Here is a 25,847-nt window from a genome sequence, read left to right on the forward strand (position 1 = left end):
TTCTTAGAGAACAAAACAAGAACAAATAATCAGTTCGGCGCCAATTCGGTTTTCTGTTTGCCGTGCTGTTCCCGCGGAACCGCAACCGTTCCGAGAGTTCTGTCCCTTAATCTTAAATCCTTCAAAATTCACAATAAAAGCACTGCGAATACCGCGGTTTCCCGCCATATTCCCATTGCACTCCAGTTTTTCCCATGATATCCCAATATATCCCATAAGGGACCGTACCAGACCCATGCCCACTCCACGGCAGCGGGGCGCCGGCCCCGGACGGATGGACACAAGGCTGGCCGGCAACGGTTCCGGCTTCTGGGTGGAACGGACTTCCGGACGCGGAAGACCGGATTTGAACGGGGGACGTCGTGGCAGTTTTTCTGTCCACATTCGCGAACAAGGTTGACCGGAAGGGCCGCGTGTCCGTTCCGGCATCCTTCCGCAGCGTCCTCGAACGGCAGGCTTCCTCCGGCCTGATCCTCTACCCGTCCTTCAAGCATCCCTGCATCGACGGCTGCGGCGACGAGCGCATCCAGGAAATGGTCGATTCGATTGACCGGCTCGACGCCTTCTCCGAAGAGGCGGAGGATCTGCAGACCATTCTCGCCGACGCGCGCCAGCTCACCATCGACGGCGATGGCCGCGTGATGATGCCGAAGGATCTGCTCGACTATGCGGGCATCTCCGACACCATCATGTTCGTCGGCCTCGGCAAGTCCTTCCAGCTCTGGCAGCCGGACGCCTACGCGGCGCACCGTGACGAGAAGCGCAAGCGCGCACGCGACCGCGGCATCACCCTGCCGATGGCCGGGCGCGGGAGCGACAAATGAGCGACGCAATCCACATCCCCGTGCTCCGCGACGAAGTCGTCGACGCCCTGCAGATCACCGACGGCAAGACCTTCCTCGACGGCACCTTCGGCGCCGGTGGCTATACCACCGCCATTCTCGAGGCGGCGGACTGCCGCGTCGTCGCGATCGACCGTGACCCGGACGCCATCGCCCGCGGCAAGGCGCTGATCGACCGTTTCGGCGGCCGCCTGAAGCTGATCCACGGCCGTTTCGGCGACATGGACAGCCTCTTGCAGGAATCCGGCTTCGACCATGTCGACGGCGTCGCGCTCGACATCGGCGTCTCCTCGCCGCAGATCGACGAGGCGGCGCGCGGCTTCTCCTTCCGCGAGGACGGCCCGCTCGACATGCGTATGGAGAAATCCGGTCCGAGCGCGGCCGACATCGTGAACACCGAGAGCGAGCAGAACCTCGCCAACCTGATTTACCGGCTCGGCGAAGAGCGGCATTCCCGCCGCATCGCCAAGGCCATCGTCCTGGCACGGACCAGCGGCGCCATCCTTCGGACCTCCCAGCTTGCTGAGATCGTCCGGGGGGTGGTGCCGCGCGCCCGGGGCAAGGACACGATCGATCCCGCAACCCGGACCTTCCAGGCGCTGCGTATTCACGTGAACGACGAACTCGGGGAACTCGACCGGGGCCTCGCCGCCGCCGAACGGATCCTCTGCCCGGGCGGGCGCCTCGCCGTGGTCTCCTTCCACAGTCTGGAAGACCGCCGGGTGAAGACCTTTATCCGCACCCGCGCCGGCAAGAGCGCGCGGCCGTCCCGCCATGTTCCGGAAACCGGCGAGACCGGTCCTTTGCCAAGCTTTGTCGAGATCACCCGCAAGCCGATCAGCGCGGGGGCGGAAGAAGAAAGGCGCAATCCGCGCGCCCGTTCCGCGCGACTGCGAGTCGCCGAACGCACTGATGCGCCGGCCTGGGACAGGGAGGCCGCGTGATGATACGCCGCGCCACAGCCCTTTGGCTTCTCCTTGCGACCTGCGCCGGGATCACGCTCTTCCTCGTCAAGCACGAGGTGCAGGAACGCGAGGACCGGCTGAACGCGCTGCATCGCGAAATCCTCGAGAACGAGGAGTCGATCCAGGTCCTGAAAGCCGAGTGGAGCTACCTGAACCGCCCCGAGCGGCTCGAGCGTCTGGTCCGCGAGTTCAGCGAGGAACGCCCGGCGGATCGCCTGCAGCGCGCCACCCTCGAAATGCTGCCGCAGCCACTCAACAGCGACGGCGAGGCGCCGCTGACGGAAGCCGCCCATGCCGGCGGGATCATCCTGCCAATGGCGCGCCCGGTGACCGTGGGGGCAGGCCAATGACCCATACCCGGATCGACATCAACGACCTTCCGAAGCCGGAAAAGACGGTGCGGATCGAAGGCACCGGACGACAGGCGCTGGAGCAGGGCCGCACCCGGCTGCTGATCGCCGGCTCCGTCTTCGCCCTCGCCTTTTGCGTGATCGCGGCGCGGGTGGTAGACGTTTCGGTGTTCGATCGCGGCGCCGAGCCCAACCTTGCGCAGGAAAGCAGCAATCTCGCGCACAAGACCGGCCGCGCGGACATCGTCGACCGCAACGGCATGCTGCTGGCGACGACGCTCAGCGTCCCCTCGCTCTATGCCGACCCGAAATACGTCATGGATCCGGTTGAGGCGGCGGACAAGCTGCGCACCGTGCTGCCGGACCTCGAGCGCAAGGACGTGCTCGCCAAGCTGGCGTCCGACAAACGGTTCGTCTGGATCAAGCGCAACCTCACGCCGCGCCAGCAATACGACATCAACAGGCTCGGCGTGCCGGGGCTCTACTTCCAGAAGGAGAGCAAGCGGATCTATCCGCAGGGTCGCCTGACCGCCCATATCGTCGGCCGCGCCGGCTTCGACGATGTCGGCCTCTCCGGGATCGAGAAGTCACACGACTCGCTGCTGCGTGACGGCACCGAATCGCTGCGCCTCTCGGTCGATCTCCGCGTGCAGCACATCCTGCGCGAGGAATTGCAGACCCAGATCGACGCCTTCGACGGGATCGGCGCCGCCGGCATCGTGCTGGATGCGAACAGTTCCGAGATCGTCGCCATGGTCTCCCTGCCGGATTTCGACCCCAACCGGCGCGACAAGATCTCCGACGACGCGCTCTTCAACCGGGCCTCGCTCGGCGTCTACGAGATGGGCTCGACCTTCAAGATCTTTAACACCGCGATGGCGCTGGATTACGGCACCACATCGCTCTCCGGCGGCTACGACGCGAGCAAGCCGATTCGGGTCGCCCGCTTCACGATCAGCGACTACCACGCCAAGAACCGCTGGCTCTCCGTGCCGGAAATCTTCATGTACTCGTCGAATGTCGGATCCGTGAAGATGGCGATGGATGTGGGCAGCGAGCGTCAGCGCGCCTTCATGGAAAAGCTCGGCTTTCTCAAGCCTTCCGCAATCGAACTGCCGGAGCGCGGCCATCCGATGGCACCGCGCCCGTGGCGTCCGATCAACACCATGACGATCTCCTTCGGCCACGGCATCGCGGTCAGCCCGGTGCATCTCGCGAATGGGGTTGCGGCCGTGGTGAATGGTGGTATCCACCGCCCCGCGACCCTGCTTCGGCGCGGTAGCGACGAGCTGCTGGTCGGCGAGCGCATCATCAAGGAAAAAACCTCCGAAGCCGTCCGGCGCCTGCTGCGCCTGGTGGTGGAGAACGGCACCGGCCGCAACGCCGCCGCCGAGGGTTATCTCGTCGGAGGAAAGACCGGCACGGCGGAGAAGCCCGGCCAGGGCGGCGCTTACCGCCGCAAGGCCCTGCTCTCCTCGTTTGTCGGCGTATTTCCGCTGAATGCGCCCCGCTACGTCGTGCTGGCGATGGTCGACGAGCCGAAAGGCAACAAGAGCAGCTTCGGCTACGCCACCGGCGGCTGGGTCGCCGCGCCGGCGGTCAAACGGGTCATCGAGCGTGCCGCGCCGCTCCTGAATGTGGCGCCGGTCGACGAGGATGCGCCCGAAATCCGCCGCGCTCTCATGGTGAAGATACCCGAACCCAAAGGAAACAAAGCCCTTGCGTCTTTCTGAGCTGATAAACGGCGACCTGGCTCGCCGCGATCCCCGGACCGCCTCGCTGGCGGCGTCCGGCGCGCTTGAGCGCGAGATCGCGGGCCTGACCGCCGACAGCCGGGACGTGAAGCCGGGCTTTCTCTTCGCCGCGCTCTCGGGCAGCACGCTCGACGGCCGCAAGTTCATCACAGACGCGGTGCAGCGCGGCGCGGTCGCCGTGCTGACGGAAGACGGCACCGATCCGGGCGAGACCGATATCGCCCTGATCGCGGACGATAACCCGCGCCGCCGTCTCGCCCTGATGGCGGCCCGCTTCTACGGCCGCCAGCCGGAAACGGTCGCCGCCGTGACCGGCACCAGCGGGAAGACCTCCACCGTCGAATTCGTGCGCCGCATCTGGGCTGCGCTCGGCGCGAAGAGCGCCAGCCTCGGGACCCTCGGGATCACGACCGATACGGGCTCGGAAGGCCCCGGACTGACGACGCCGGACCCGGTCGCCCTCCATGCCGCCCTCGCCGGCCTCGCCGACCGCGGGATCGACCATCTCGCCATGGAAGCCTCCAGTCACGGCCTCGACCAGTTCCGACTCGACGGGGTGAAGGTCGGCATCGCCGCCTTCCTCAATCTCAGCCACGAGCATCTCGACTACCACCGCACCATGGCCGACTATCTGACGGCCAAGGCCGGACTGTTCGAGCGCGTGCTGCAGCCCGACGGGACCGCGATCCTGTCGGCGGACGCCCCGCAATCCGCAGAGCTTGCCGAGATCGCCGCCGAACGCGGGATCCGCGTGCTGACCTTCGGCCGGAGCGGCGGCGCCGATTTCCGCATGACCGGCTGGGAGCCGACTGCAACCGGCCAGCGCTTCTCGATCACACACGCCGGACGCAGCCACGCTGTGGAGCTCTCGCTGATCGGCGCGTTCCAGGCCATGAACGTCCTCGCCGCGACCGCCGTTACCGTCGCGTCCGGCGCCGATCTGGAACATGTCGTCGGCGTTCTTGCAGGCCTCGAAGGCGTGCGCGGGCGCATGGAACGCGCCGCGCAGCATCCGAACGGCGCGCCGATCTTCGTCGATTACGCCCACAAGGCCGAGGCACTGGAGACTGTGCTGAAGGCAATCCGCCCGCATGTCGCCGGCGCGCTGCATGTCGTGTTCGGCTGCGGCGGCGATCGCGACCGGGGCAAGCGTCCGATCATGGGCCGCACCGCAATCGAACTCGCCGACCATGTCTATGTGACGGACGACAATCCGCGGACCGAGGATCCGGCCGCGATCCGCGCCGAAATCATGGCGACCTGCCCGAGTGCCGCCGAAATCGGCGACCGGACGAGGGCGATCGAGACCGCGATCCGGTCGCTTGGCCCCGAGGATGCGCTGATCATTGCCGGGAAAGGCCACGAAACCTATCAGATCGTCGGAACCGAGACCCGGGACTTCGACGACAGAGACGCCGCGCGCGCTATCGTTTCAGCGCTTCTGGGGGACGTCCGATGACCGAAATGCTCTGGACATCGGGTGAGCTGGAACAAGCGACGCGCGGCACCCTGCACGGCCCCGCCTTCGAGGTCGCGGACCTGGTCATCGACAGCCGCAAGGTGACGCCCGGCTGCCTGTTCGTCGCCCTCCCCGGCGAGCGGGTCGACGGCCACGACTATGTCAGGTCCGCGCTCGAGGCCGGGGCCGCAGCCGCTCTGGTCAGCCGCATTCCGGCCGGGCTCGGGGCGAACGCGCCCCTGCTCCAGGTGAGAGACGTGCTCGCGGGGTTGCACGACATCGCCGTCGCAGCCCGGCAGCGCTCGAACGCGACCGTGCTTGCCGTCACCGGCAGCGTCGGCAAGACGGGCACCAAGGACTCGCTGGCCGCCGCCCTCACCCCCTTCGGAACCGTCCATGCGAGCGCCGGCAACCTGAACAACCACATCGGCGCTCCGCTGAGCCTCGCCCGGCTCCCGCAGGACACCAAATACGCTGTCTTCGAACTCGGGATGAACCATCTCGGCGAGATTTCCGAACTCACCCGGCTGGTTCGCCCGCATCTGACGGTCATCACAAATGTCGAGGAGACCCATATCGGGCATTTCCGCGACGTCGAACAGATCGCCGAAGCGAAGTCCGAAATCTTCGAGGGTCTCGAGAAGGACCGCGGCCTGGCGGTACTGAACCGGGACAACGCGCACTTCTACTTCTGCGCCGAACGGGCGGAAGCGGCCGGCGCAAAGATCGTCAGTTTCGGACGCAGCGAAGATGCCGACGTCCGCCTGATCGGCGCAGAATGCGGCCCGTCCGGTTCGAACATCGTGGTGCGCGTCGATGATCGGCAACTGGTCTACCGGATCGATGGGATCGGTCTCCACTGGGCTTTCAATTCCGTCGGTGTGCTGGCGTGCGTGCACGCGCTCGGTCTCGATTTGCAGACGGCGGCGCGGGCCATGCGCGAAATCTCCGCCAAGGCCGGACGTGGACGACAGGAAGAGATCTTGCTCGGAGAGGCCGGTCTGCTGCTGATCGACGAGAGCTACAACGCCAGCCCGGCCTCGGTAACCGCGGCGCTCGAAGTGCTTGCCATGACCAAGCCGAAAGGCACCGGGCGGCGCGTGGCCGTGCTCGGCGACATGCTGGAACTCGGGGACCGTTCGGAATTCCTCCACCTCAATCTGCTGGCCAAGGTCTGCGGCGCCGCCGACCTGGTTTTCACCGTCGGACCGATGATGGGCCGGATGGCGCGCAATCTGCCCCCGGTTCTGCTCGGCGGACACGGGAACAGCGCCGAGGACGTCGCGGCCATGGTCGCCGACCAGGTCGAAGAGGGCGACGTGGTGCTGGTGAAGGGCTCCCTTGGCACCGGGATGGCGCCCATCGTCACCGCAATCCGCGCGCTTCCGAAAACCCGACAGACCATGCCGCGCAATGCGGCCTACGGAGGCTAGGCCGCGCCATGCTGTACAATCTTCTCGTCCCGCTCGCCGACCAGTTCCAGGTCTTCAACCTGTTCCGGTACCTCACCTTCCGGACCGGCGGCGCGATCATGACCGCGCTGCTGATCGGATTTGTGCTCGGCCCCTGGCTGATCAACTGGCTGCGTTCCAAGCAGCGCGAAGGGCAGCCGATCCGCGAGGACGGACCGGAAAGCCATCTGCTGACCAAGAAGGGCACGCCGACCATGGGCGGGCTCCTGATCCTGATCGCGCTCTCGATATCGACCCTGCTCTGGGCCGACCTCAGCAACAGCTTCATCTGGGCCGTGCTACTGGTTACCGGCGGTTTCGGGCTGCTCGGCTTCGCGGACGACTTCCTGAAGCTGACCAAACGCAACACCAAGGGCCTTCCGGGCAAACTGAAGCTCGCCGGCCAGATCGCAATCTCCCTCGTCGCGGTGCTGATGGTGCAGGCCGCAATGCCGGAGAGCCTCGCCAACGGCCTCGCGGTGCCGTTCTTCAAGGATGTGCTGATCAATCTCGGCTGGTTCTTCGCGCCTTTCGCGATCTTCGTCATGGTCGGCGCCTCGAACGCGGTCAACCTGACCGACGGGCTCGACGGGCTTGCCATCGTCCCGGTGATGATCGCCTGTCTCTGCTTCGCGCTGATCGCCTACCTGACCGGCAACGCAGTGTTCGCCAACTACCTGCAGATCAACCACGTGCCCGGCACCGGTGAGCTTGCGGTATTCTGCGGCGCCCTGCTCGGCGCCGGTCTCGGCTTCCTCTGGTTCAACGCCCCGCCGGCCATGGTCTTCATGGGCGATACCGGCTCGCTCTCCCTCGGCGGCGCGCTCGGCACCATCTCCATCGTCACCAAGCACGAACTGGTGCTCGCCATCATCGGCGGCCTCTTCGTGCTGGAGACCGTCTCGGTGATCGTCCAGGTCGCCTCCTTCAAGCTCACCGGCCGGCGCGTCTTCCGCATGGCGCCGCTGCATCATCACTTCGAAAAGAAGGGCTGGGCGGAGCCGACCATCGTCATCCGGTTCTGGATCATCGCCGTCATTCTGGCGCTGATCGGCCTGTCCACCCTGAAGCTGAGGTAGAGATGATCCCCTGCCACAGCAAATCGGGTAAACGCCTCTTCGTCATGGGCCTCGGCCTCAGCGGTCTCGCGACCGTCGAGGCCCTGGTCGAGGGCGGCGCGGAGGTCCTTGCCTGGGACGACAGCGACGAGCGGCGCGCGAGCGCGGGGCGGCGGGACGCGACGATCGAGTCCCCGGACGCCGTCGACTGGTCCGGGATCGATTACCTGGTCCTGAGCCCCGGCATTCCGCACACGTATCCCGAACCGCACCCGGCGGCCGCCAAAGCGAAGGCAGCGGGTGTGCCGATCATCGGCGACGTCGAGTTGATGCTTGCCGAATGTCCGGACGCCCGGGTGATCGCCATCACCGGCACCAACGGCAAATCGACAACCACCGCGCTGATCGGGCACATATTCGAGACTGCCGGCAAGAAGGTCGAAGTCGGCGGCAATCTCGGCACGCCGGTGCTCTCCTTCGAACCGTTCGACGCCGACGGCACCTGCATTCTCGAGCTCAGCTCCTACCAGCTCGAGCTCGCGCCGTCGCTCGCCCCCGAAATCGCCATCCTGCTGAACATCTCGCCGGACCATCTCGACCGGCACGGCGGGCTGAGAGGCTATATCGCGGCCAAGGCCCGGATCTTCGCGAACCAGAGCGCTGGTGACACCGCCATCGTCGGGATCGACGACCCGGACGCCGCCGCCATCGCGGACCGCATCGACGCTCTGGCACCGAAACTGATGCGGATCTCCGGAAAGGACAACGCGGCGGCGGATCTGCGCTATTCGGGCGCCTCGCTCGTCGCCTGCGGCAAGCCCGTCCTCAGCCTCGCCCCGGCCAAAACCCTGCCCGGCGACCACAATCACCAGAATGCCGCGGCCGCCTTCGCCGCCTGCCGCGCCGCCGGAATCGATTCCGCAGTGATCGCGGAAGCGATCTTCAGTTTCCCCGGCCTCGCCCATCGACAGGAGCTGGTCGTCGAGCGCGACGGCATCCGCTACGTCAATGACAGCAAGGCAACCAACGCGGACGCCGCGGAACGGGCGCTCGGCTGCTACGATCCGATCTACTGGATCGCCGGCGGCCGCGCGAAGGAAGGCGGGATCGCGCCGCTGAAACCCTGTTTTTCGCGCATCCGCCACGCCTTCCTGATCGGAGAGTCAGCGCCGAGCTTCGGCAAGACGCTGGGTGATGCGGTTCCGCATACCCAGTGCGGCACACTCGACAAGGCCGTCGACGCCGCGCACCTGATGGCGCGGGAAGAACATCTGCCCGGCGCAACCCTTCTGCTGTCCCCCGCCGCCGCCTCCTTCGACCAGTTCGACAATTTCGAGCAGCGAGGCGACCGCTTCCGCGACCGGGTCCTGCGTCTGACAGGGACGGGTGAAGGCGAGGTGACGCGGCCATGAGCACGATCGCCCGCACCGACACGAGCATACTCGGCCGCTGGTGGTGGACCGTGGACCGCTGGACCGCCGGCGTTCTGCTGCTCATCATCCTCTTCGGCGCCCTGATGATCTTCGCCGCCAGCCCGGCCGTGGCGGAACGCATCGGCCTCGACAGCTATCACTTCGTCCGTCGGCAGCTCATGCTGCTCCCGGTCGCCGCCGGCGTCCTCTTCGCCTGTTCCCTGATGAGCCCTCTGCAGGTTCGCCGCGCCGCGACCATCGGCTTCATCGGCTGCATCGGCCTGCTGGTCCTCACCCTGATCTTCGGCGCCGAGATCAAGGGCGCACGACGCTGGCTGAGCGTTGCCGGGTTCTCCCTGCAGGCCTCGGAGTTCCTAAAGCCCTGCTTTGCCGTGCTCGCTGCCTGGATGTTCGCCGAATGGCGCAAGGATAGCGGCTTTCCGGGGCACTGGATCGCCATCCTGCTCTACGGCCTCGTCATCTCCCTGTTGCTGCTGCAGCCGGATCTCGGACAGACCGTCGTCGTCTCGCTGGTCTGGTTCGGCCAGTTCTTCCTTGCCGGTCTGCCGATGTTGCTGGTCGGCGGAGCGATCCTTCTCGGGGCCGGCGGTATGGTCGCGGCCTATTTACTGCTGCCGCATGTGAACGACCGGATCAACCGCTTCCTAGATCCGGCAGCCGGCGACAGCTACCAGGTGGAGCGCTCGCTCGAGGCCTTCCGCAGCGGCGGCCTGCTCGGCACCGGCCCCGGCGAGGGCCAGGTGAAGGCCTTTCTGCCCGATGCCCACGCCGACTTCGTCTTCTCCGTCGCCGGCGAGGAATTCGGCGCCATCGTCTGCCTGCTGCTGATCCTGCTCTTCGGCTTCGTCGTTCTGCGCGGTTTCGCGCGGCTGTTCTCCGAGCAGAGCCTGTTCGTGCTGCTGGCGGGCGCGGGCCTGCTCGCCCAGTTCGGCCTTCAGGCGCTCATCCATATGGCATCCGCCCTGCAGCTCATGCCGGCAAAAGGCATGACCCTGCCCTTCATAAGCTATGGCGGTTCCTCCCTGCTTGCGCTCGCTCTTGGCATGGGGCTGCTGCTGGCGCTGACCCGCAGCCGGGCCGGCCGGATGGAGGCCTTGTGATGAGCGGCGGAACCGTCATTCTCGCCGCCGGCGGCACCGGCGGGCATATTTTCCCGGCCCTCTCCCTCGGCCAGGCGCTGACCCAGCGCGGCATCCGCGTCGCACTGGTCACCGACGACCGGGGCGGCCGCTACGAGGGCGAGAACCGGGAGATCGCCGTGCGCCGGATCCGTGCCGCCAGCCCGAGTAAGGGCGGCGTCACCGGCAAGGCGAAGGCGATCGTCGAGCTGGGCATCGGCGCGCTGCAGGCAGCGCTTCACATGAGAAAACTCGGCGCCGCGATCGCGGTCGGCTTCGGCGGCTATCCCTCGGTTCCGACCGTGCGCGCGGCGGCCTTCCTCGGTCTGCCGACCGTGCTGCACGAGCAGAATGCGGTGCTCGGCCGCGCCAACCGCTTCCTCGCGCCACACGCCTCGAAAATCGCCACCTCCTTCCGCGAGATGACCAATCTTTCCGAACGCGAGACTGCGAAGTGTCATTTCACCGGCAACCCGGTGCGCGACAGTGTGCTCGCCCTGCGCGGCGAGAAAGTCGCCTCCTCGGACGGACCGGTGAACCTGCTGGTCTTCGGCGGCAGCCAGGGCGCGACCGTGTTCTCGCACGTCGTACCCGCCGGTATCGCCGAGCTGCCGGAGCCCCTGCGGAAACGGCTGCGCATCACCCAGCAGAGCCGGGCCGAGGATATCGAGCGGGTAAAGGCCGATTATCAGCATCTCGGCGTCGCCGCCGACATCCGCGCCTTCTTCGACGACCTGCCGGACCGCATGGCCTCGGCGGACCTCGTGATCGCACGCTCCGGCGCCTCGACCATTGCCGAGCTGACCACGCTCGGCCGCCCGTCGATCCTGGTCCCCTATCCGAGTGCGGCAGACGACCACCAGACCGCCAATGCACGCGCCGTCGCGGCGGGTGGGGCTGCCTGGGTCATGACCGAGCCGGACGAATTCACCGCACCGAAACTGGCCGGTGCCCTGCTCGGGGTGCTGAAGGCGCCGGACCGCCTGAATCGCGCCGCCGCGGAGGCACGCAATCTCGGCACGCCGGACGCGGCCGAACGCCTCGCAGATCTCGTCATTGCCACCGCGCCGGACCTCGCCGCCGCCACAAACCCGCAACAAGGACGCGCCGCATGAGAGAGATGCCGCTCAGCATCGGAACCATGCACTTCACCGGCATCGGCGGCATCGGCATGTCCGGCATTGCGGAGGTGCTGCACAATCTCGGCTACTCGGTGCAAGGCTCCGACCTCTCCGACAATGCCAATGTGCGCCGCCTGAAAGAGCGCGGAATCAAGGTGTTCGTCGGCCAGCAGGCCTCAAATATCGAAGATGCCTCGATCGTCGTCATCTCCACCGCGATCAAGCAGGACAACCCGGAAGTTCTGGCCGCGCGCGAGCGCATGCTTCCGGTCGTCCACCGCTCCGAGATGCTCGGCGAGCTGATGCGGCTGAAATGGTCGATCGCCTGCGCCGGCACCCACGGCAAGACGACCACGACCTCGCTGGTCGCCGCCATGCTCGACGCTGCAGGTCTCGACCCGACCGTGATCAACGGCGGCATCATCAATGCCTACGGCACCAACGCCCGGCTCGGCTCGGGCGACTGGATGGTGGTCGAGGCGGACGAGAGCGACGGCAGCTTCAACCGGCTGCCCGCGACCATCGCCGTCGTCACCAACATCGATCCGGAACATCTCGATTTCCACGGCGATTTCGAGAAACTGCAGGACGCCTTCCGGGCTTTCGTCGCGAACATCCCGTTCTACGGATTCGCGACCCTGTGCATCGACCATCCGACGGTGCAGAAGCTGATCCCGAAGGTCGCCGACCGCCGCATCGTCACCTACGGTTTCTCGCCGCAGGCCGACGTCCGTGCCGTCAATCTCGAGATCACGTCTTCCGGCGCGCGGTTCGACATCGTGGTCGCCGACCGCGCGCAGGACACCGAGCGCACGCTTGAGGGCGTGATCCTGCCGATGTACGGCCAGCACAATGTCTCCAACGCTCTTGCCGCGATCGCCATCGGCATCGAGATGGGCCTCGAGGACGATCTGATCGCGAACGCGCTCGCCGGTTTCAGCGGGGTGAAGCGCCGCTTCACCAAGACCGGTGAGGCCGGGGGCATTTCGGTGATCGACGATTACGGCCACCACCCGGTCGAGATCAGCGCCGTGCTCTCCGCCGCGCGCTCGGCCTGCCCGGACGGCCGCGTCTTTGCCGTGGTACAGCCGCACCGCTATTCGCGCCTGCACGATCTGTTCGAGGATTTCTGCGCCTGCTTCAACGATGCCGACGGCGTGATCGTCGCGGATGTCTATGCCGCCGGCGAGGATCCGATCGAGGGCGCCGACCGGGACAGCCTGATCGCCGGTCTCAGAGCCCGCGGCCACCGCCATGTCTACGCACTCGACGCCCCCTCCGGACTCGCCGACATCGTCGCCGAGATCGCCAGGCCGGGCGACATGGTGGTCTGCCTCGGCGCCGGCAGCATCACCAACTGGGCCCAGGCCCTGCCGGACGAGCTCGAACCACTGGTAAGCGGCGCCGCGCGCGTCGCCGGAAAGGAGGGGCAATGACCATGGCAGCTCTCCGATCCGACCACGCCCGCTCCCTGATCCAGCGCCTGCCCGACGTGCGCGGGCGTTACCAGGAAAATGTCGACCTCTCGCAGCAGACCTGGTTCCGCGTCGGCGGTCCCGCCGAAGTGGTGTTCCGCCCGGAGGATACAGAGGACCTCGCGTCCTTCCTGCGCGGCAAACCGGCCGACGTGCCGGTGACGGTCATCGGCGTGACCTCCAACCTGCTGATCCGCGACGGCGGTATTCCGGGCGTCGTGATTCGCCTCGGCCGCGGTTTCAACGAGATTCGTTTCGGTGCAGACATGGTAACCGTCGGCGCCGCCGTGCTCGACCTCAACCTGGCAAAGGCGGCGCTCGTCGAGAGCCGCGACGGTCTCGCCTTCATGTCCGGCATCCCCGGCAGTATCGGCGGCGGGTTGCGCATGAATGCGGGCGCCTACGGCCGCGAGTTCAAGGACGTGCTGTTTTCCGCCGAACTGGTGACCGGAGAGGGCATCGTCCGGCGCGTACCGGCCGCCGCGCTCGGCATGTCCTATCGCCATACGGACGCGCCGGCAGACTGGATCTTTACCGCGGCGACCTTCCACGCCCCGGTCGGCGACAAAGCCGAGATCGCCCGTGCGATGGACGAGATCAAGCAGGCCCGCGAGAGCAGCCAGCCGATCCGCGAGCGCACCGGCGGCAGCACCTTCGCCAATCCGGAAGGCGGCAAGGCCTGGCAATTGATCGACGCCGCCGGCTGCCGCGGGCTCCGTGTCGGCGGTGCCATGGTTTCGGAGCAGCACTGCAATTTCCTGATCAATACCGGCACCGCAACCGCGTCCGACATCGAGGAGCTGGGCGAGTCGGTCCGCCGCCGGGTCAGGGAGGCCAGCGGCGTGGAACTGCGCTGGGAAATCCGGCGCATTGGCGTGACCAGGCAGGGAGAAGGCGCATGAGCAAGCATGTCGCGGTTCTGATGGGCGGCTGGTCGGGCGAGCGCGAGGTTTCGCTTTCCAGCGGCCGGGAATGTGCCAAGGCCCTGCGCGAGGCCGGCTACCGGGTGAGCGAAGTCGATGTCGACCGGCAGATCCCGTTCCGGCTCGCCGAGCTGAAACCGGATGTCTGCTTCAACGCCCTGCATGGCCGCATCGGCGAGGACGGCAATATCCAGGGACTGCTGAACATCCTCGACATTCCCTACACCCATTCCGGCGTCGAGGCCTCGGCCATCGCGATGGACAAGCCGCGCGCAAAGGAACTCTTCGCCCGCGCCGGCATCAAGTGCCCGATCGGAGTCGTCCGCTCCCGCGCCGAGGCGCTGGAACGCGAGGCGCTGAAACGGCCTTACGTGCTGAAGCCGATCGACCAGGGTTCCAGTCTCGGCGTCCATATCGTCCGTCCGGGAGACAATTACCGGCCGACCGCGGAAGATTGGCCGTTCGGCGATATTGTTCTGGAAGAGAAATTCATCGCGGGCCGCGAGCTGACCGTCGCAGTGCTCGACGGCGTCGCCCTCGCGGTCACCGAGATCACCTCTGAACACGGTTTCTACGATTACGACGCGAAATACGCCACTGGCGGATCGATCCACATCCTGCCGGCGAACCTGCCGGAAGCAGTGAGCGCGCGGGCGCTGGAAATGGCGGAGAAAGCCCATTCGGTGCTGGGCTGCCGCGGTGTCAGCCGGGCCGATCTGCGCTTCGACGACACGGAGAGCGAAGCCGATCCCGACAATCTCTATCTGCTCGAGGTCAATACCCAGCCGGGCATGACCCCGACCTCTCTGGTTCCCGAACAGGCCAGTTTCCGCGGCATGAATTTCCCCGCGCTCTGCGCCAAGCTGGTGGAGGACGCACGATGCGATTACTGAGCCCCGGCAAGAGCAGCAAGGGCAAGAAAAACACCGCCAAGCGGCGCCCCGCGCGGCGCCCGAGGCTGTCCGCCCGCCGGATGCGGCAGGTCCTGATCGGAACCGGATTTGCCACGCTGACCGCGATCGTCGCCGCTACCGGCTGGCACGCAGCACGCACGGGTGCGATCGGTCAGCTCGCCGCCGCCATCGACCGCGCCGGCATCGCGGTCTCGAACGATCTTGGTCTCGTCGTCTCCGACATCCTCGTCGAGGGCCGCTTCCGCACCGAGCGGAGCGCCCTGGTCGGCGCGATCGCCACGGATCGGGGTGCCCCGATCCTCGGCGTCGATCTCAAGGCGTTGAAAGCGCGGGTAGATGCCTTGCCCTGGGTCCGCACCGCGACCATCGAGCGGCGCCTGCCCGATACGCTCTTCGTCCGCCTCGACGAGCGCACACCGCTGGCGCTGTGGCAACGCGACGGCGAGCTCACCCTGATCGACGAACTCGGCGTCGAGGTCCCGGGTCAGAACCCGCGCCGTTTCGCCGACCTGCCCATCGTCGTCGGCGAGGAGGCACCGGCCCGCGCCCGCGACTTTCTTGCGCTTCTCTCGCGAGAACCGGATCTGAACCAGCGCGTGCGAGCCGTCACCTGGATCGGCGAGCGGCGCTGGAACGTGCGCCTCGATACCGGCGTCGACATCGAACTGCCGGAACGGGCGCCGGAGAAGGCCTGGTCCCATCTCGCGCAACTGCAGCGCGACCATCATGTGCTCGACCGCGATGTCGTCGCCATCGACCTGCGCCTGCCGAACCAGCTCGTGGTCCGCGTCGCGCCGGACGTCTCGAGCCGCCTTCGCAACCCGGGAAAGGACACCTGATGCGCAAGAGCCTGGCCAAGCCTCGCACCGGCACCGTCGCGATCCTGGATATCGGTTCGACGAAGGTCTGTTGCCTGATCGCGCGGATCGGTGAGAGCGGCACGCGGATCGCGCCCGGCGAGGGCGGCAAGAGCCTGCCCGGCATCCGGGTCACCGGCATCGGCCATCAGGTCGCGCGCGGCATCCGTAGCGGCACGGTGATCGACATGGCCGAGGCCGAGGAATGCGTGCGGGCCGCAGTCCATACCGCCGAGAAAATGGCCGACGAGACCGTCCAGCGGGTCTTCGTCAATCTCTCCGGCGGTTATCCGCATTCGCAGACCGTGGGCGTCGAAGTCGCGATCGGCGGCCAGGAGGTCGGCGACACGGACATGCGGCGGATTCTCAGCCAGTGGCAGAGGCTCGAGGTCGAGGCCGACCGCCAGCTCATCCACTCCATCCCGGTCGGCTTTTCGATCGACGGCAGCCGCGGCATCCGCGATCCGCGCGGCATGTGCGGGATGCGTCTCGGCGCCTCCATGCACATGGTCACCGCGGCGTCCAGCGCAGTGCGCAACATCGCAAGCGTCATCGAACGCTGCCATCTCGGTGTCGAGGCCTTCGTGGTCTCGCCCTACGCCTCCGGCCTCGCCTGCCTGGTCGAGGACGAGCGCGATCTCGGCGTCACGGTGATCGACATGGGCGGCGGCACCACGACCATGGCGGTCTTCTTCGACGGCAGCGTCATCTATACCGACTGCGTCCCGGTCGGCGGCGCTCACATCACCAGCGACATCGCCCGCGGTCTCGCCACCCCGGTGCATGAGGCCGAACGCCTGAAGACGCTCTACGGCAGCGCCATCCCGTCCAGCCTCGACGAACGCGAAGTGATCGACGTTCCGCTGGTCGGCGAGCAGGACGAGACCCATCCGAACCATGTGCCGAAATCCCTCCTGATCCGGATCATCCATCCGCGTCTCGAGGAAACCTTCGAGCTTGTCCGGGGCCGGCTCGAAGCCAGCGGTTTCGACAAGGTCGCCGGCCGTCGCGTGGTGATCACCGGCGGGGCGAGCCAGATGCCGGGGGTTCGGGATCTGGCGCAGGAAATCCTGGACAAGCAGGTCCGCCTGGGCCGGCCGATCCGAGTCAACGGGCTGGCCGACGTCGCCAGCGGTCCGGCCTTCGCGACGAGCGCCGGACTGCTTGCCTATGCCGCCGATCCGGCACTCGACGCGTCCCGGCAAGGGCATATCGCCAACAGGGAGACCGGAAGCGGGCTGTTCGGCCGCGTCGGCTCCTGGCTGAGGGAGAACTTCTGATGATCGAAATCCGGTTCTATCCCGCCGCACAATCCGGCCTGCGACCGAATGGAGCGGACCGGCCGCGGCGCCACAAGAATTCAGTGACAGAACGTTCACCGACCCCGGCCGAAAGGCCCAATACCCGCGTGCTTGAGGCACGCATCCCCCAGAGCACCCTCTAAACGCGAGCACAGGAGGCCACCCCCATGACCATCAACATCTCCGTCCCCACCGAAGACAACGATCTGAAGCCGCGGATCAGCGTGGTCGGCGTCGGCGGCGCCGGCGGCAATGCCGTCAACAACATGATCCGCTCCAACCTCGAGGGCGTCGAGTTCATCGTCACCAACACCGACGCCCAGGCCCTGAAACAGTCGCTCGCCGACCGCACCATCCAGCTCGGCGCCGGCGTTACCCAGGGGCTCGGCGCCGGTTCACGGCCGGAGGTCGGCCGCGCCGCAGCCGAAGAAGCGATCGGCGAGATCATGGAGAATCTGCGCGACAGCAACATGGTTTTCATCACCGCCGGGATGGGCGGCGGCACCGGTTCCGGCGCCGCGCCCGTGATCGCGCAGACCGCCCGTGAAAACGGCATCCTGACCGTCGGCGTGGTGACCAAGCCGTTCCACTTCGAAGGCCAGCACCGCATGCGGATCGCGGATCAGGCGATCGAGGAACTGACCCAGTATGTCGACACCCTGATCATCATCCCGAACCAGAACCTGTTCCGGGTGGCGAACGAGAAGACGACCTTCGCGGACGCCTTCAACATGGCCGACGACGTGCTGCATTCCGGTGTGCGCGGCGTAACCGATCTGATGATCATGCCGGGCCTGATCAATCTCGACTTCGCCGACATCCGCACGGTGATGAGCGAGATGGGCAAGGCCATGATGGGCACCGGCGAGGCCAGCGGCGAAAAGCGCGCCGTCGACGCCGCCGAGGCCGCGATCAACAACCCGCTTCTGGAAGACACCACGATGAAGGGCGCCCGCGGCGTGCTGATCAACATCACCGGCGGCATGGACATGACCCTGTTCGAGGTCGACGAAGCGGCCAACCGCATTCGCGAGGAGGTTGATCCGGAAGCCAACATCATCTTCGGCTCGACCTTCGACGAGAAGATGGAAGGCACGATGCGGGTCTCCGTCGTGTCGACCGGCATCGCGGCCGAGGGCATGTCCGCCAAGCGCCCGCCGCTGACCGTGGTCCCGACCAAGGCGAAAGCCGCTCCGGCAGCAAAGCCGGCGGCCGACCCGGCCCCGGCCGCGACGGTTTCTGCTTCCGCCGCGACGCCGAGCGCTCCGGCGGGCGACATCCCGGCGATCTCGGCCACGTCCGAGACTGTCCATGTTGCCGGCAACACCCTCGTGGTGGGAGAGGCGGATCTCGACGAGGCCGCGCTCGAAGCCCAGACCAGGGCCGATGCAACGAAGAGCGCGAAAGCGGAAGAGCCGGCCGCGGCAGCTCCGAGTGCCGGGGACAACTTCATCGCCCCGCCGCCGGCAATGCCGGAAACCAAAGCCGCCAGCAGCGAGCCGGATCCGTTCCAGGCGGCGGCGATGGCCAATGCAGGTGGCCGTGGCGATGCCGCGGAGAAGAGCCCGAGCCTGTTCACCCGGATGACCGGGATCGGCAGCAAGAAACCGTCGGAACCGGCCCGGGATGCCCGTCCGCAGCGCTTCGTCGACGTCAACTCGGCCGAGCCGAAGCAAGCCCGCCTCGGCGCACTGGAACAGTCGGAACGGGTTGCACCGTCCCGTCAGGAAGACGATCTTCTCGACATTCCGGCCTTCCTGCGCAGGCAGGCTAACTAACCTGGATTTTACGTCGTTATATCAGGCGTTTACGGCGTAATATTCAGTCACAAAGAGTGATTTGAGAGCCCCGGGAGATATTGCTACATCTTCCGGGGCTTTGATTATTTAGCGCAACTCCGTTCAGAAATTGCCGGGAAAACACGAGCAATTCCGGCGGTTGCACCGGGAGCGTCGTACGTGATTTCGCAACAGACCTTGAAGACGAGCATATCCTGTACGGGTGTCGGGTTGCATGGCGGTGTTGATTGCGTGATGACGCTGCATCCCGCCGATGCAGATCATGGCATTGTCTTCAAACGCACCGACGTCTCCGGCAAGGACCCGCTTGTTCCCGCGCGCTGGGACATGGTCCACGACGCGACCATGTGCACCAGGCTGCAGAACGGGGACGGGGTGGTCGTTTCCACTGTCGAGCATCTTATGGCGGCGCTCGCTGGATGCCGCATCGACAACGCTCTGATCGAGATTGACGGCCCGGAAGTGCCGATCATGGACGGCTCGTCCGAGCCTTTCGTCCTGCTGATCGAGTGTGCCGGGATCCGCAAGCTTCCGGCGCCTCGCAAAGCCATCCGGATCCTGAAGCAGGTTTCGGCATCTGACGACAAGCGGCATATCGCACTCAGCCCGGACGACCATTTCTCGGTCAATTTCGAGATCGAGTTCGACAGTGCGGCCATCACCGAGAAACAGCTCGACGTGAAGCTGGTCAACGGCACCTTCAACGAGAAGATCAGCGGCGCGCGCACCTTCGGTTTCATGGAAGATATCGACCGTCTGCGGGCTGCGGGCCTCGGGCGCGGCGGGAATCTCGACAATGTGGTGATCGTCGACGGCGACAGGATCCTCAACGAGGGCGGCCTGCGCTTCAAGGACGAGTTCGTGCGTCACAAGATCCTCGACTGTGTCGGCGACCTTTACCTCGCCGGCGCGCCGATTCTCGGCCGCGTCGACGCCTCGAAGTCCGGCCATCTCTTCAACAACAAGCTGCTCCGGGCCCTGTTCGCGGACGAAAGCGCCTGGGAACTGGTCGACATGACGCCGGACATGGCCGCCGACGACCACGACCATCCGCTGCTTGCCGCGACCGCCTAATTCCTCTATCCGATCACCTAGGACGGAGCGTTCCGGCCGACATGCGTCGGTCGGTTGCAAGCCCCTTGGCTGCAGCGCGCCGGGACCGTATTTTCTAAGGACACCTGTCCGGAGAAATCCGATGAAGTTCGCGTATGGAGGTCTGGGTTCGCTGCGGCTGAAACGCCTCGCACTGATGACCTGTGCCCTTGCCCTCGTGGCCTGCAGCTCGGAGGAAGAGAAACTCGAATATGTCGAGCGCCCCGTTGAGGAGCTCTACAATCAGGCGGTCGATACCGCGCTCGAGGGAGACTACAGGAAGGCCGCGCCGCTGTTCGACGAAGTGGAGCGCCAGCATCCCTATTCCGTTTGGGCCACCCAGGCCCAGCTCATGGCCGCCTATTCGCTGTACCAGAGCAACAAGTACGACGATGCGATCAATGCGCTCGACCGCTTCATTCAGCTCAACCCGAGCAATCAGAACGTCGACTATGCCTATTACCTGAAGGGGCTCTGCTATTACGAGCAGATCGTCGATGTCGGGCGCGACCAGAAACTGACCCGCGACGCGATGGACACCCTTGATGAGCTGGTGCAGCGCTTCCCGGAAAGCAAATACTCCCGCGACGCTCTGCTGAAGATCGACCTCACCCGGAACCACCTTGCCGGCAAGGAGATGGAGATCGGCCGCTTCTATCTGCGACAGGGCAAGTATCTCGCCGCCATCAATCGTTTCAGGCAGGTCGTCGACCGCTACGACACGACCGATCAGGTACCGGAAGCGTTGCATCGTCTGACGGAAGCCTATACCGCCCTCGGACTGCACGAACAGGCCGAACGCACCGCTGCGGTACTCGGGCACAATTACCCGGGCAGCGAATGGTATCAGGACAGCTACGCGCTGGTGACCACCGGCAGCAACCGGGGCGTCGGCGACGGCGACGGGCTCCTCGGTCTCGGGCTTTGGGTTTTCTGACATAACATGCTGACCGGCCTCACGATCCGCGATGTGGTGCTGATCGACAGGCTCGACCTCGCATTCGGGCAGGGCCTGTCGGTGCTGACCGGCGAGACCGGCGCCGGCAAGTCGATCCTGCTCGATGCGCTCGGCCTTGCCCTTGGTGCGCGGGCGGATAGCGGACTGGTGCGTGGCGGCGCCAAACAGGCCGTGGTCACGGCAAGCTTCGAGGTTCCCGACGGCCACGGCTCGGCCGAGATCCTAGAGGAGATGGGAATCGAGGCGGACGGACCGGTGATCCTCCGCCGCATTCTGACAGCCGACGGCCGCAGCCGCGCCTTCGCCAACGACGAGCCGGTCAATGTCTCCACCCTGAAGCGCCTGGGCGAGACCCTGGTGGAAATCCAGGGCCAGTTCGACCAGCGCGGCCTGATGGATCCGGCGACCCATCGCGAGACCCTCGACCAGTTCGGCGCTCACGGTCCCCTGCTTTCCGCGGTCAGACAGAGCTATGCCGCCTGGAACGACGCCCGGACGGCGCATCGCCGCGCCCGGGAAGAGCTGGAAAAGGCCCGCGCCGACGAGGAACTGCTGCGCCACAATGTCGACGAGCTCGACGCGGCCCAGCCCGAGGAGGGTGAGGAAAGCCGCCTCGCATCGGACCGGACTCTACTTGCGAACGCGGCGCAGATCCTGGAAGCGATGAACGGCGCCGCCGGCGCGCTGGAGAGCGAAGACGGCGCCGAACACGCGGTCGCCACGGCGCAGCGCATTCTGGAACGGGTCCGCGACCGGGCGGGCAACCGTCTCGACGCGGTTATCGACGGTCTCGACCGGGCGGCCGCCGAGATCCAGGAAGCGCAGCACGCGCTCAGTCAGATCGCTTCCGACGTCGAAGCGGATAGCGGGCGGCTGGAAGAGGTCGACGACCGGCTGCACCTGCTGCGCGCGCTGGCCCGCAAGCACGATATGGATGCCGACCGGCTGCCGGAGATCCACAAGGCCCTCTCCGCCCGCCTCGCGGCGCTGGACGATGCCGGCGGGGGCCTCGCCGACCTCGCCCGCGCGGAAGAAAGTGCCCGCGCCGCCTATGTCGAGGCGGCAAAGGCGCTGAGCGCGGCCCGTACCAGCGCGGCCGCACGGCTCGACAAGGCGCTGACCGAGGAACTCGCACCGCTCAAGCTCGACAAGGCCCGGGTAAGAACGCGGCTGGAGGCCATGGACGAGAGCGATTGGGGAGCGGCCGGAACGGAGCGGGTCAGCTTCGAGGTCTCGACCAACCCGGGCGCCCCCTTCGGACCGCTCGCGCGGATCGCCTCCGGCGGCGAACTCTCGCGCTTCCTGCTTGCCCTCAAGGTCGTGCTCTCCGAGGCCAATCCGGTCTCGACCCTGGTGTTCGACGAGGTCGATAGCGGCGTCGGCGGCGCCGTTGCCGCCGCGGTGGGCGAACGGCTCGCCCGGCTCGGATCGGAGACCCAGGTCCTGGTGGTCACTCATTCGCCCCAGGTTGCGGCGCGCGGCGCGCGACACTGGCACGTCGCCAAGCAGGCGGACGGCGAACTGGTGAAGACCGCGGTCTCGCAGCTCGCCGCCGGCGAGCGCCGCGAGGAGCTCGCCCGCATGCTCTCCGGCGCGACCGTGACCGACGAGGCGCGCGCGGCGGCCGACAGTCTACTCAATCCAGCCTGAGGACGAGATCCATGGCAACGCCGGCAGAACAGAAGGCGGTCGATACGCTTTCCCGTGACGAGGCGGATTTCGAACTGCGCTGGCTCGCGGCGCAGATCGCCAAGCACGACAAGCTCTACCACCAGAAGGACGCGCCGGAAATCAGCGACGCCGAATACGACGCGATGCGCCGCCGGAACGACGAGATCGAGGCCCTGTTCCCCGACCTGATCCGGCCGGACAGCCCGTCCGGGCGGGTCGGCGCGGCGCCGGCCGCCGGATTCTCGAAGGTCCGCCACAGGCGGCCGATGCTCTCCCTCTCCAACGCCTTCTCGGAAGAGGATGTGCAGGATTTCGTCGCCCGCATCCGCCGTTTTCTCAGCCTCGGCGTGGACGAACCGGTGGCGCTGGTCGCGGAGCCGAAGATCGACGGGCTTTCCGCCTCGCTGCGCTACGAGAACGGCAGGTTCGTGCAGGGTGCGACCCGCGGCGACGGCACCGAGGGCGAGGACATCACGCGCAACCTGCAGACCATTGCCGATATCCCGGATGAACTGCCCGGAGATGCGCCCTCCGTCTTCGAGGTGCGCGGCGAGGTCTTCATGAGCAAGGCGGATTTCGCCGCCCTCAACGCGCGGCAGGAAGAGGCTGGAAAGAAGATCTTCGCCAATCCGCGCAATGCGGCCGCCGGGTCCGTCCGGCAGCTCGATCCCTCGATCACCGCCAGCCGTCCCTTGCGATTCTTCGCCTATTCCTGGGGCGAGGTCTCCGAAATGCCGGCGGACACCCAGCGCGGCTTTCTCGACCGGCTCGAGCAGTGGGGCTTTGTCACCAACCCGATGACCCGGCTCTGCGACGGTGCCGACACGGCACTGGAGACCTATGCGGAGATCGGCCATGCCCGCCCGACGCTCGACTACGATATCGACGGCGTCGTCTACAAGGTGGACCGGCTGGACTGGCAGGCCCGGCTCGGCATGGTCAGCCGCGCGCCGCGCTGGGCGATCGCCCACAAGTTCCCGGCCGAGCAGGCCGAGACCATCCTGGAGAAGATCGAGATCCAGGTCGGCCGCACCGGCGCCCTCACGCCGGTCGCCCGGCTGACGCCGATCACGGTCGGCGGGGTCGTTGTTTCCAACGCGACCCTGCATAACGAGGACGAGATCCGCCGCAAGGACGTCCGCGAGGGGGACACGGTCGTCATCCAGCGCGCCGGCGACGTCATCCCGCAGGTCGTCCGCGTGGTCGAAGAACGGCGGCCGGAGGGCACCGAACCCTACATATTCCCCGAGCATTGCCCGGTCTGCGGCAGCGAGGCCGTGCGGCCCGAGGGCGAGGCGATCCGGCGCTGTACCGGCGGCCTGATCTGCGCCGCCCAGGCGGTCGAGCGGCTCAAGCATTTCGTCTCCCGCGATGCCTTCGATATCGAGGGGCTCGGCGCCAAGCAGGTCGAGGCCTTCTACGAGGACGGGCTGATCGCACGGCCGGGCGACATATTCCGTCTGAAGACGCAGGTGGACGCCCTGATGGAGCGCGAGGGCTGGGGTGAGAAATCGGTCACCAACCTGCTCGCCGCGATCGAGGAACGCCGGGACATCGGGCTCGACCGGCTGATCTACGCCCTCGGCATCCGCCAGGTCGGTCAGGCCACGGCCAAGCTGCTTGCCGCCAACTACGGCACGCTCGAGGCGCTGACGGCGGCCATGCTCGAAGCGAGCGACCCGGCGTCGGAAGCCTATGCAAACCTGATCAATATCGACCAGATCGGCCCCTCCGTTGCCGAAGACCTTACGGCCTTCTTCCACGAGGACCATAACCGCGAGGTCCTGCGCGATCTTGAGAACGAGCTTGAGATCCAGAATTTCGAGCTTCAGGTCGCGGACGACAGCCCGGTCGCCGGCAAGACCGTAGTCTTCACCGGCACCCTCACCTCGGTCAGCCGCAACGAGGCCAAGGCGAAGGCGGAGTCGCTTGGCGCCAAGGTTGCGGGGTCGGTTTCGAAGAAGACGGATTATGTTGTCGTCGGCGCCGATGCGGGATCGAAAGCCCGCAAGGCCGAGGAACTCGGAGTGGCGATCCTCAGCGAAGAGGAATGGCTGGCGCTGATCGGCGCCGGGTAGAGCGCTTTATGGCGTCGCCCCGGAGAAGGCCGGGACCCGGGGAATCATGGGGCCGTGCCCACCATCTCCGGGGCGGATATGCGCGAGGTGAGGATGATTGGTCGCGATGCCCCGGCCATGTCATTGGCGCATACCAACCCTGAGATTTCTCGATTACTCGCTTTGCAGTAGATCGCCTATTTGTCGATTCAGCAAACGGCGCAACGAGCAACGGGCTCAGCGCCTCTAACCCCCGAGGAGGTTGCGATGACGAGTTTCCACTATGTTGGTTTGTCCCACATGGCTGCGGTCAGCGTTCTTACGCTTGTTCTCGCCATCGTTGCCGGATGAGCCCTGCCAAGAACCTTACTATCCCCCTTCCCTAAAAACGGGTTCCGGAAACGGAGCCCGTTTTTTTAATGTCGGGCACCCGGATCAGCGGCCCTTGAAGTTCGGCTTCCGCTTGTTGAGGAATGCGTCAAGGCCCTCGCGGCCGTCCTCGGTCTGGGCGAGTTCGGCGATGGTCCGTGTCTCATCTTCCATCTGTGCCTCCACCGACTGCTGAAAACTGGAGGCGAGCAACCGCTTCACGCCGCCATAGGCACGGGTCGGGCCGCTCGCGAACCTGGTCGCCAGCTTGGTGGCTTCGCTTGCAAGATCCTCGTCCTCGACCACCCGGGTCACGATGCCCCAATCCTGCGCCTCGTCGGCGGTCAGCGACCGGTTCGTCAGCATGAGTTCCATCGCCCGCCGCATACCGACGACGCGGGGCAGGAAATAGCTCGAGCTGCCGTCGGGCGACAGGCCGGCTGCGGTATACGCCATCTTGAACTGCGCCGATTTCGCCGCCAGCACGATGTCGCCGATCAGCGAGAGGCTGAAGCCGGCACCCGCGGCCATGCCCTGGACGGCGACCACGACCGGCGAGTTCAGGCGGTGCAGCCGGGAAACCGCGGCGTGGAAATACGCCGTGGTCTCCTTCAGGCAGGCGCCGATCCTGTCGCTCTGGGACTCGAAATATTTCAGGTCGCCGCCGAAACCGAAGACCGTGCCGCTGGCATCGAGAATGACGGCGCGGACATCGGGATCCTCGCTCGCATTGATCGAGGCCTCGAGCAATTCGTGGGCCAGCGCCAGATTGACCGCGTGCCCGGCTTCGGGCCGGTTGAGCGTGATCCGGGCAACGCCATCGGTCGCCTCGTAGATAATGGTCTCGTAGGCCATTGTGGTCTCCCTCTTGCCCTTTGCC

21 protein-coding genes are annotated in these 25,847 nt (G+C 66.3%); 20 read left to right on the top strand and 1 reads right to left on the bottom strand.

Annotated elements, in window-relative coordinates:
- Window positions 1-362: 362 nt before the first annotated feature.
- The 20 genes from mraZ to ligA all read left to right on the top strand — a co-directional run bounded on the left by mraZ (window position 363) and on the right by ligA (window position 24,619).
- The gene (gene mraZ / locus ACOOE1_RS08770) at window positions 363-824 is read left to right on the top strand and encodes a division/cell wall cluster transcriptional repressor MraZ (protein WP_420405965.1); all 462 of its coding nucleotides are present in this window, start codon (window positions 363-365) and stop codon (window positions 822-824) included.
- The gene (rsmH, locus tag ACOOE1_RS08775) at window positions 821-1,786 is read left to right on the top strand and encodes a 16S rRNA (cytosine(1402)-N(4))-methyltransferase RsmH (RefSeq protein ID WP_420405966.1); all 966 of its coding nucleotides are present in this window, start codon (window positions 821-823) and stop codon (window positions 1,784-1,786) included. The genes mraZ and rsmH overlap by 4 nt, the downstream gene beginning before the upstream one ends.
- Window positions 1,786-2,157, top strand: coding sequence for a cell division protein FtsL (gene ftsL, locus ACOOE1_RS08780; protein WP_420405967.1), 372 nt, complete (start codon window positions 1,786-1,788; stop codon window positions 2,155-2,157). Before rsmH ends, ftsL begins: the two co-directional genes overlap by 1 nt.
- Complete coding sequence (locus ACOOE1_RS08785) at window positions 2,154-3,890, top strand: peptidoglycan D,D-transpeptidase FtsI family protein (protein ID WP_420405968.1); 1,737 nt, start codon at window positions 2,154-2,156, stop codon at window positions 3,888-3,890. The genes ftsL and ACOOE1_RS08785 overlap by 4 nt, the downstream gene beginning before the upstream one ends.
- Window positions 3,877-5,370, top strand: coding sequence for a UDP-N-acetylmuramoyl-L-alanyl-D-glutamate--2,6-diaminopimelate ligase (locus ACOOE1_RS08790; RefSeq protein ID WP_420405969.1), 1,494 nt, complete (start codon window positions 3,877-3,879; stop codon window positions 5,368-5,370). Before ACOOE1_RS08785 ends, ACOOE1_RS08790 begins: the two co-directional genes overlap by 14 nt.
- Window positions 5,367-6,803, top strand: coding sequence for a UDP-N-acetylmuramoyl-tripeptide--D-alanyl-D-alanine ligase (locus tag ACOOE1_RS08795; protein WP_420405970.1), 1,437 nt, complete (start codon window positions 5,367-5,369; stop codon window positions 6,801-6,803). Before ACOOE1_RS08790 ends, ACOOE1_RS08795 begins: the two co-directional genes overlap by 4 nt.
- A gap of 8 nt (window positions 6,804-6,811) precedes the next feature.
- The gene (mraY, locus tag ACOOE1_RS08800) at window positions 6,812-7,900 is read left to right on the top strand and encodes a phospho-N-acetylmuramoyl-pentapeptide-transferase (RefSeq protein WP_420405971.1); all 1,089 of its coding nucleotides are present in this window, start codon (window positions 6,812-6,814) and stop codon (window positions 7,898-7,900) included.
- Window positions 7,901-7,902: 2 nt separating this feature from the next.
- The gene (gene murD, locus ACOOE1_RS08805) at window positions 7,903-9,291 is read left to right on the top strand and encodes a UDP-N-acetylmuramoyl-L-alanine--D-glutamate ligase (protein ID WP_420405972.1); all 1,389 of its coding nucleotides are present in this window, start codon (window positions 7,903-7,905) and stop codon (window positions 9,289-9,291) included.
- Window positions 9,288-10,412 (top strand): FtsW/RodA/SpoVE family cell cycle protein, encoded by a 1,125-nt coding sequence (locus ACOOE1_RS08810; RefSeq protein ID WP_420405973.1) that lies wholly within the window; start codon window positions 9,288-9,290, stop codon window positions 10,410-10,412. Before murD ends, ACOOE1_RS08810 begins: the two co-directional genes overlap by 4 nt.
- Complete coding sequence (gene murG / locus ACOOE1_RS08815) at window positions 10,412-11,545, top strand: undecaprenyldiphospho-muramoylpentapeptide beta-N-acetylglucosaminyltransferase (protein ID WP_420405974.1); 1,134 nt, start codon at window positions 10,412-10,414, stop codon at window positions 11,543-11,545. Before ACOOE1_RS08810 ends, murG begins: the two co-directional genes overlap by 1 nt.
- Entirely contained in the window at window positions 11,542-12,987 is a 1,446-nt protein-coding gene (gene murC / locus ACOOE1_RS08820; RefSeq protein ID WP_420405975.1) for a UDP-N-acetylmuramate--L-alanine ligase, read from the top strand. The genes murG and murC overlap by 4 nt, the downstream gene beginning before the upstream one ends.
- Before the next feature lie 2 nt (window positions 12,988-12,989).
- A complete protein-coding gene (gene murB / locus ACOOE1_RS08825) occupies window positions 12,990-13,928 on the top strand; it encodes a UDP-N-acetylmuramate dehydrogenase (protein WP_420405976.1) in 939 nt (312 codons plus the stop codon).
- Window positions 13,925-14,842, top strand: a complete 918-nt coding sequence (locus ACOOE1_RS08830) for a D-alanine--D-alanine ligase (RefSeq protein WP_420405977.1) — start codon at window positions 13,925-13,927, stop codon at window positions 14,840-14,842. The genes murB and ACOOE1_RS08830 overlap by 4 nt, the downstream gene beginning before the upstream one ends.
- Window positions 14,830-15,702, top strand: coding sequence for a cell division protein FtsQ/DivIB (locus ACOOE1_RS08835; RefSeq protein WP_420405978.1), 873 nt, complete (start codon window positions 14,830-14,832; stop codon window positions 15,700-15,702). Before ACOOE1_RS08830 ends, ACOOE1_RS08835 begins: the two co-directional genes overlap by 13 nt.
- Window positions 15,702-17,000: a cell division protein FtsA gene (gene ftsA / locus ACOOE1_RS08840; protein WP_420405979.1), complete on the top strand. Its 1,299-nt coding sequence runs from the start codon at window positions 15,702-15,704 to the stop codon at window positions 16,998-17,000. Before ACOOE1_RS08835 ends, ftsA begins: the two co-directional genes overlap by 1 nt.
- A 188-nt stretch (window positions 17,001-17,188) precedes the next feature.
- On the top strand, window positions 17,189-18,799 hold the full coding sequence (gene ftsZ / locus ACOOE1_RS08845; protein ID WP_420405980.1) for a cell division protein FtsZ: 1,611 nt from the start codon (window positions 17,189-17,191) through the stop codon (window positions 18,797-18,799).
- Between the two features lie 180 nt (window positions 18,800-18,979).
- The gene (gene lpxC, locus ACOOE1_RS08850; protein WP_420405981.1) at window positions 18,980-19,894 is read left to right on the top strand and encodes a UDP-3-O-acyl-N-acetylglucosamine deacetylase; all 915 of its coding nucleotides are present in this window, start codon (window positions 18,980-18,982) and stop codon (window positions 19,892-19,894) included.
- 121 nt (window positions 19,895-20,015) lie between these two features.
- Complete coding sequence (locus ACOOE1_RS08855; protein ID WP_420405982.1) at window positions 20,016-20,849, top strand: outer membrane protein assembly factor BamD; 834 nt, start codon at window positions 20,016-20,018, stop codon at window positions 20,847-20,849.
- Window positions 20,850-20,855: 6 nt separating this feature from the next.
- Window positions 20,856-22,520 carry a DNA repair protein RecN gene (recN, locus tag ACOOE1_RS08860; RefSeq protein ID WP_420405983.1) on the top strand — a complete coding sequence of 555 codons (1,665 nt, stop codon included), beginning with the start codon at window positions 20,856-20,858 and terminating at the stop codon, window positions 22,518-22,520.
- Window positions 22,521-22,531: 11 nt separating this feature from the next.
- On the top strand, window positions 22,532-24,619 hold the full coding sequence (gene ligA, locus ACOOE1_RS08865; protein ID WP_420405984.1) for an NAD-dependent DNA ligase LigA: 2,088 nt from the start codon (window positions 22,532-22,534) through the stop codon (window positions 24,617-24,619).
- 414 nt (window positions 24,620-25,033) lie between these two features.
- On the opposite strand, the gene ACOOE1_RS08870 is transcribed toward ligA, so the two are convergent.
- The gene (locus ACOOE1_RS08870) at window positions 25,034-25,822 is read right to left on the bottom strand and encodes an enoyl-CoA hydratase/isomerase family protein (protein ID WP_420405985.1); all 789 of its coding nucleotides are present in this window, start codon (window positions 25,820-25,822) and stop codon (window positions 25,034-25,036) included.
- Window positions 25,823-25,847: the final 25 nt, after the last annotated feature.

Origin of the sequence: Nisaea sp. (genome assembly GCF_965216895.1) — a bacterium.
Classification (GTDB): Bacteria; Pseudomonadota; Alphaproteobacteria; order Thalassobaculales; family Thalassobaculaceae; genus Nisaea.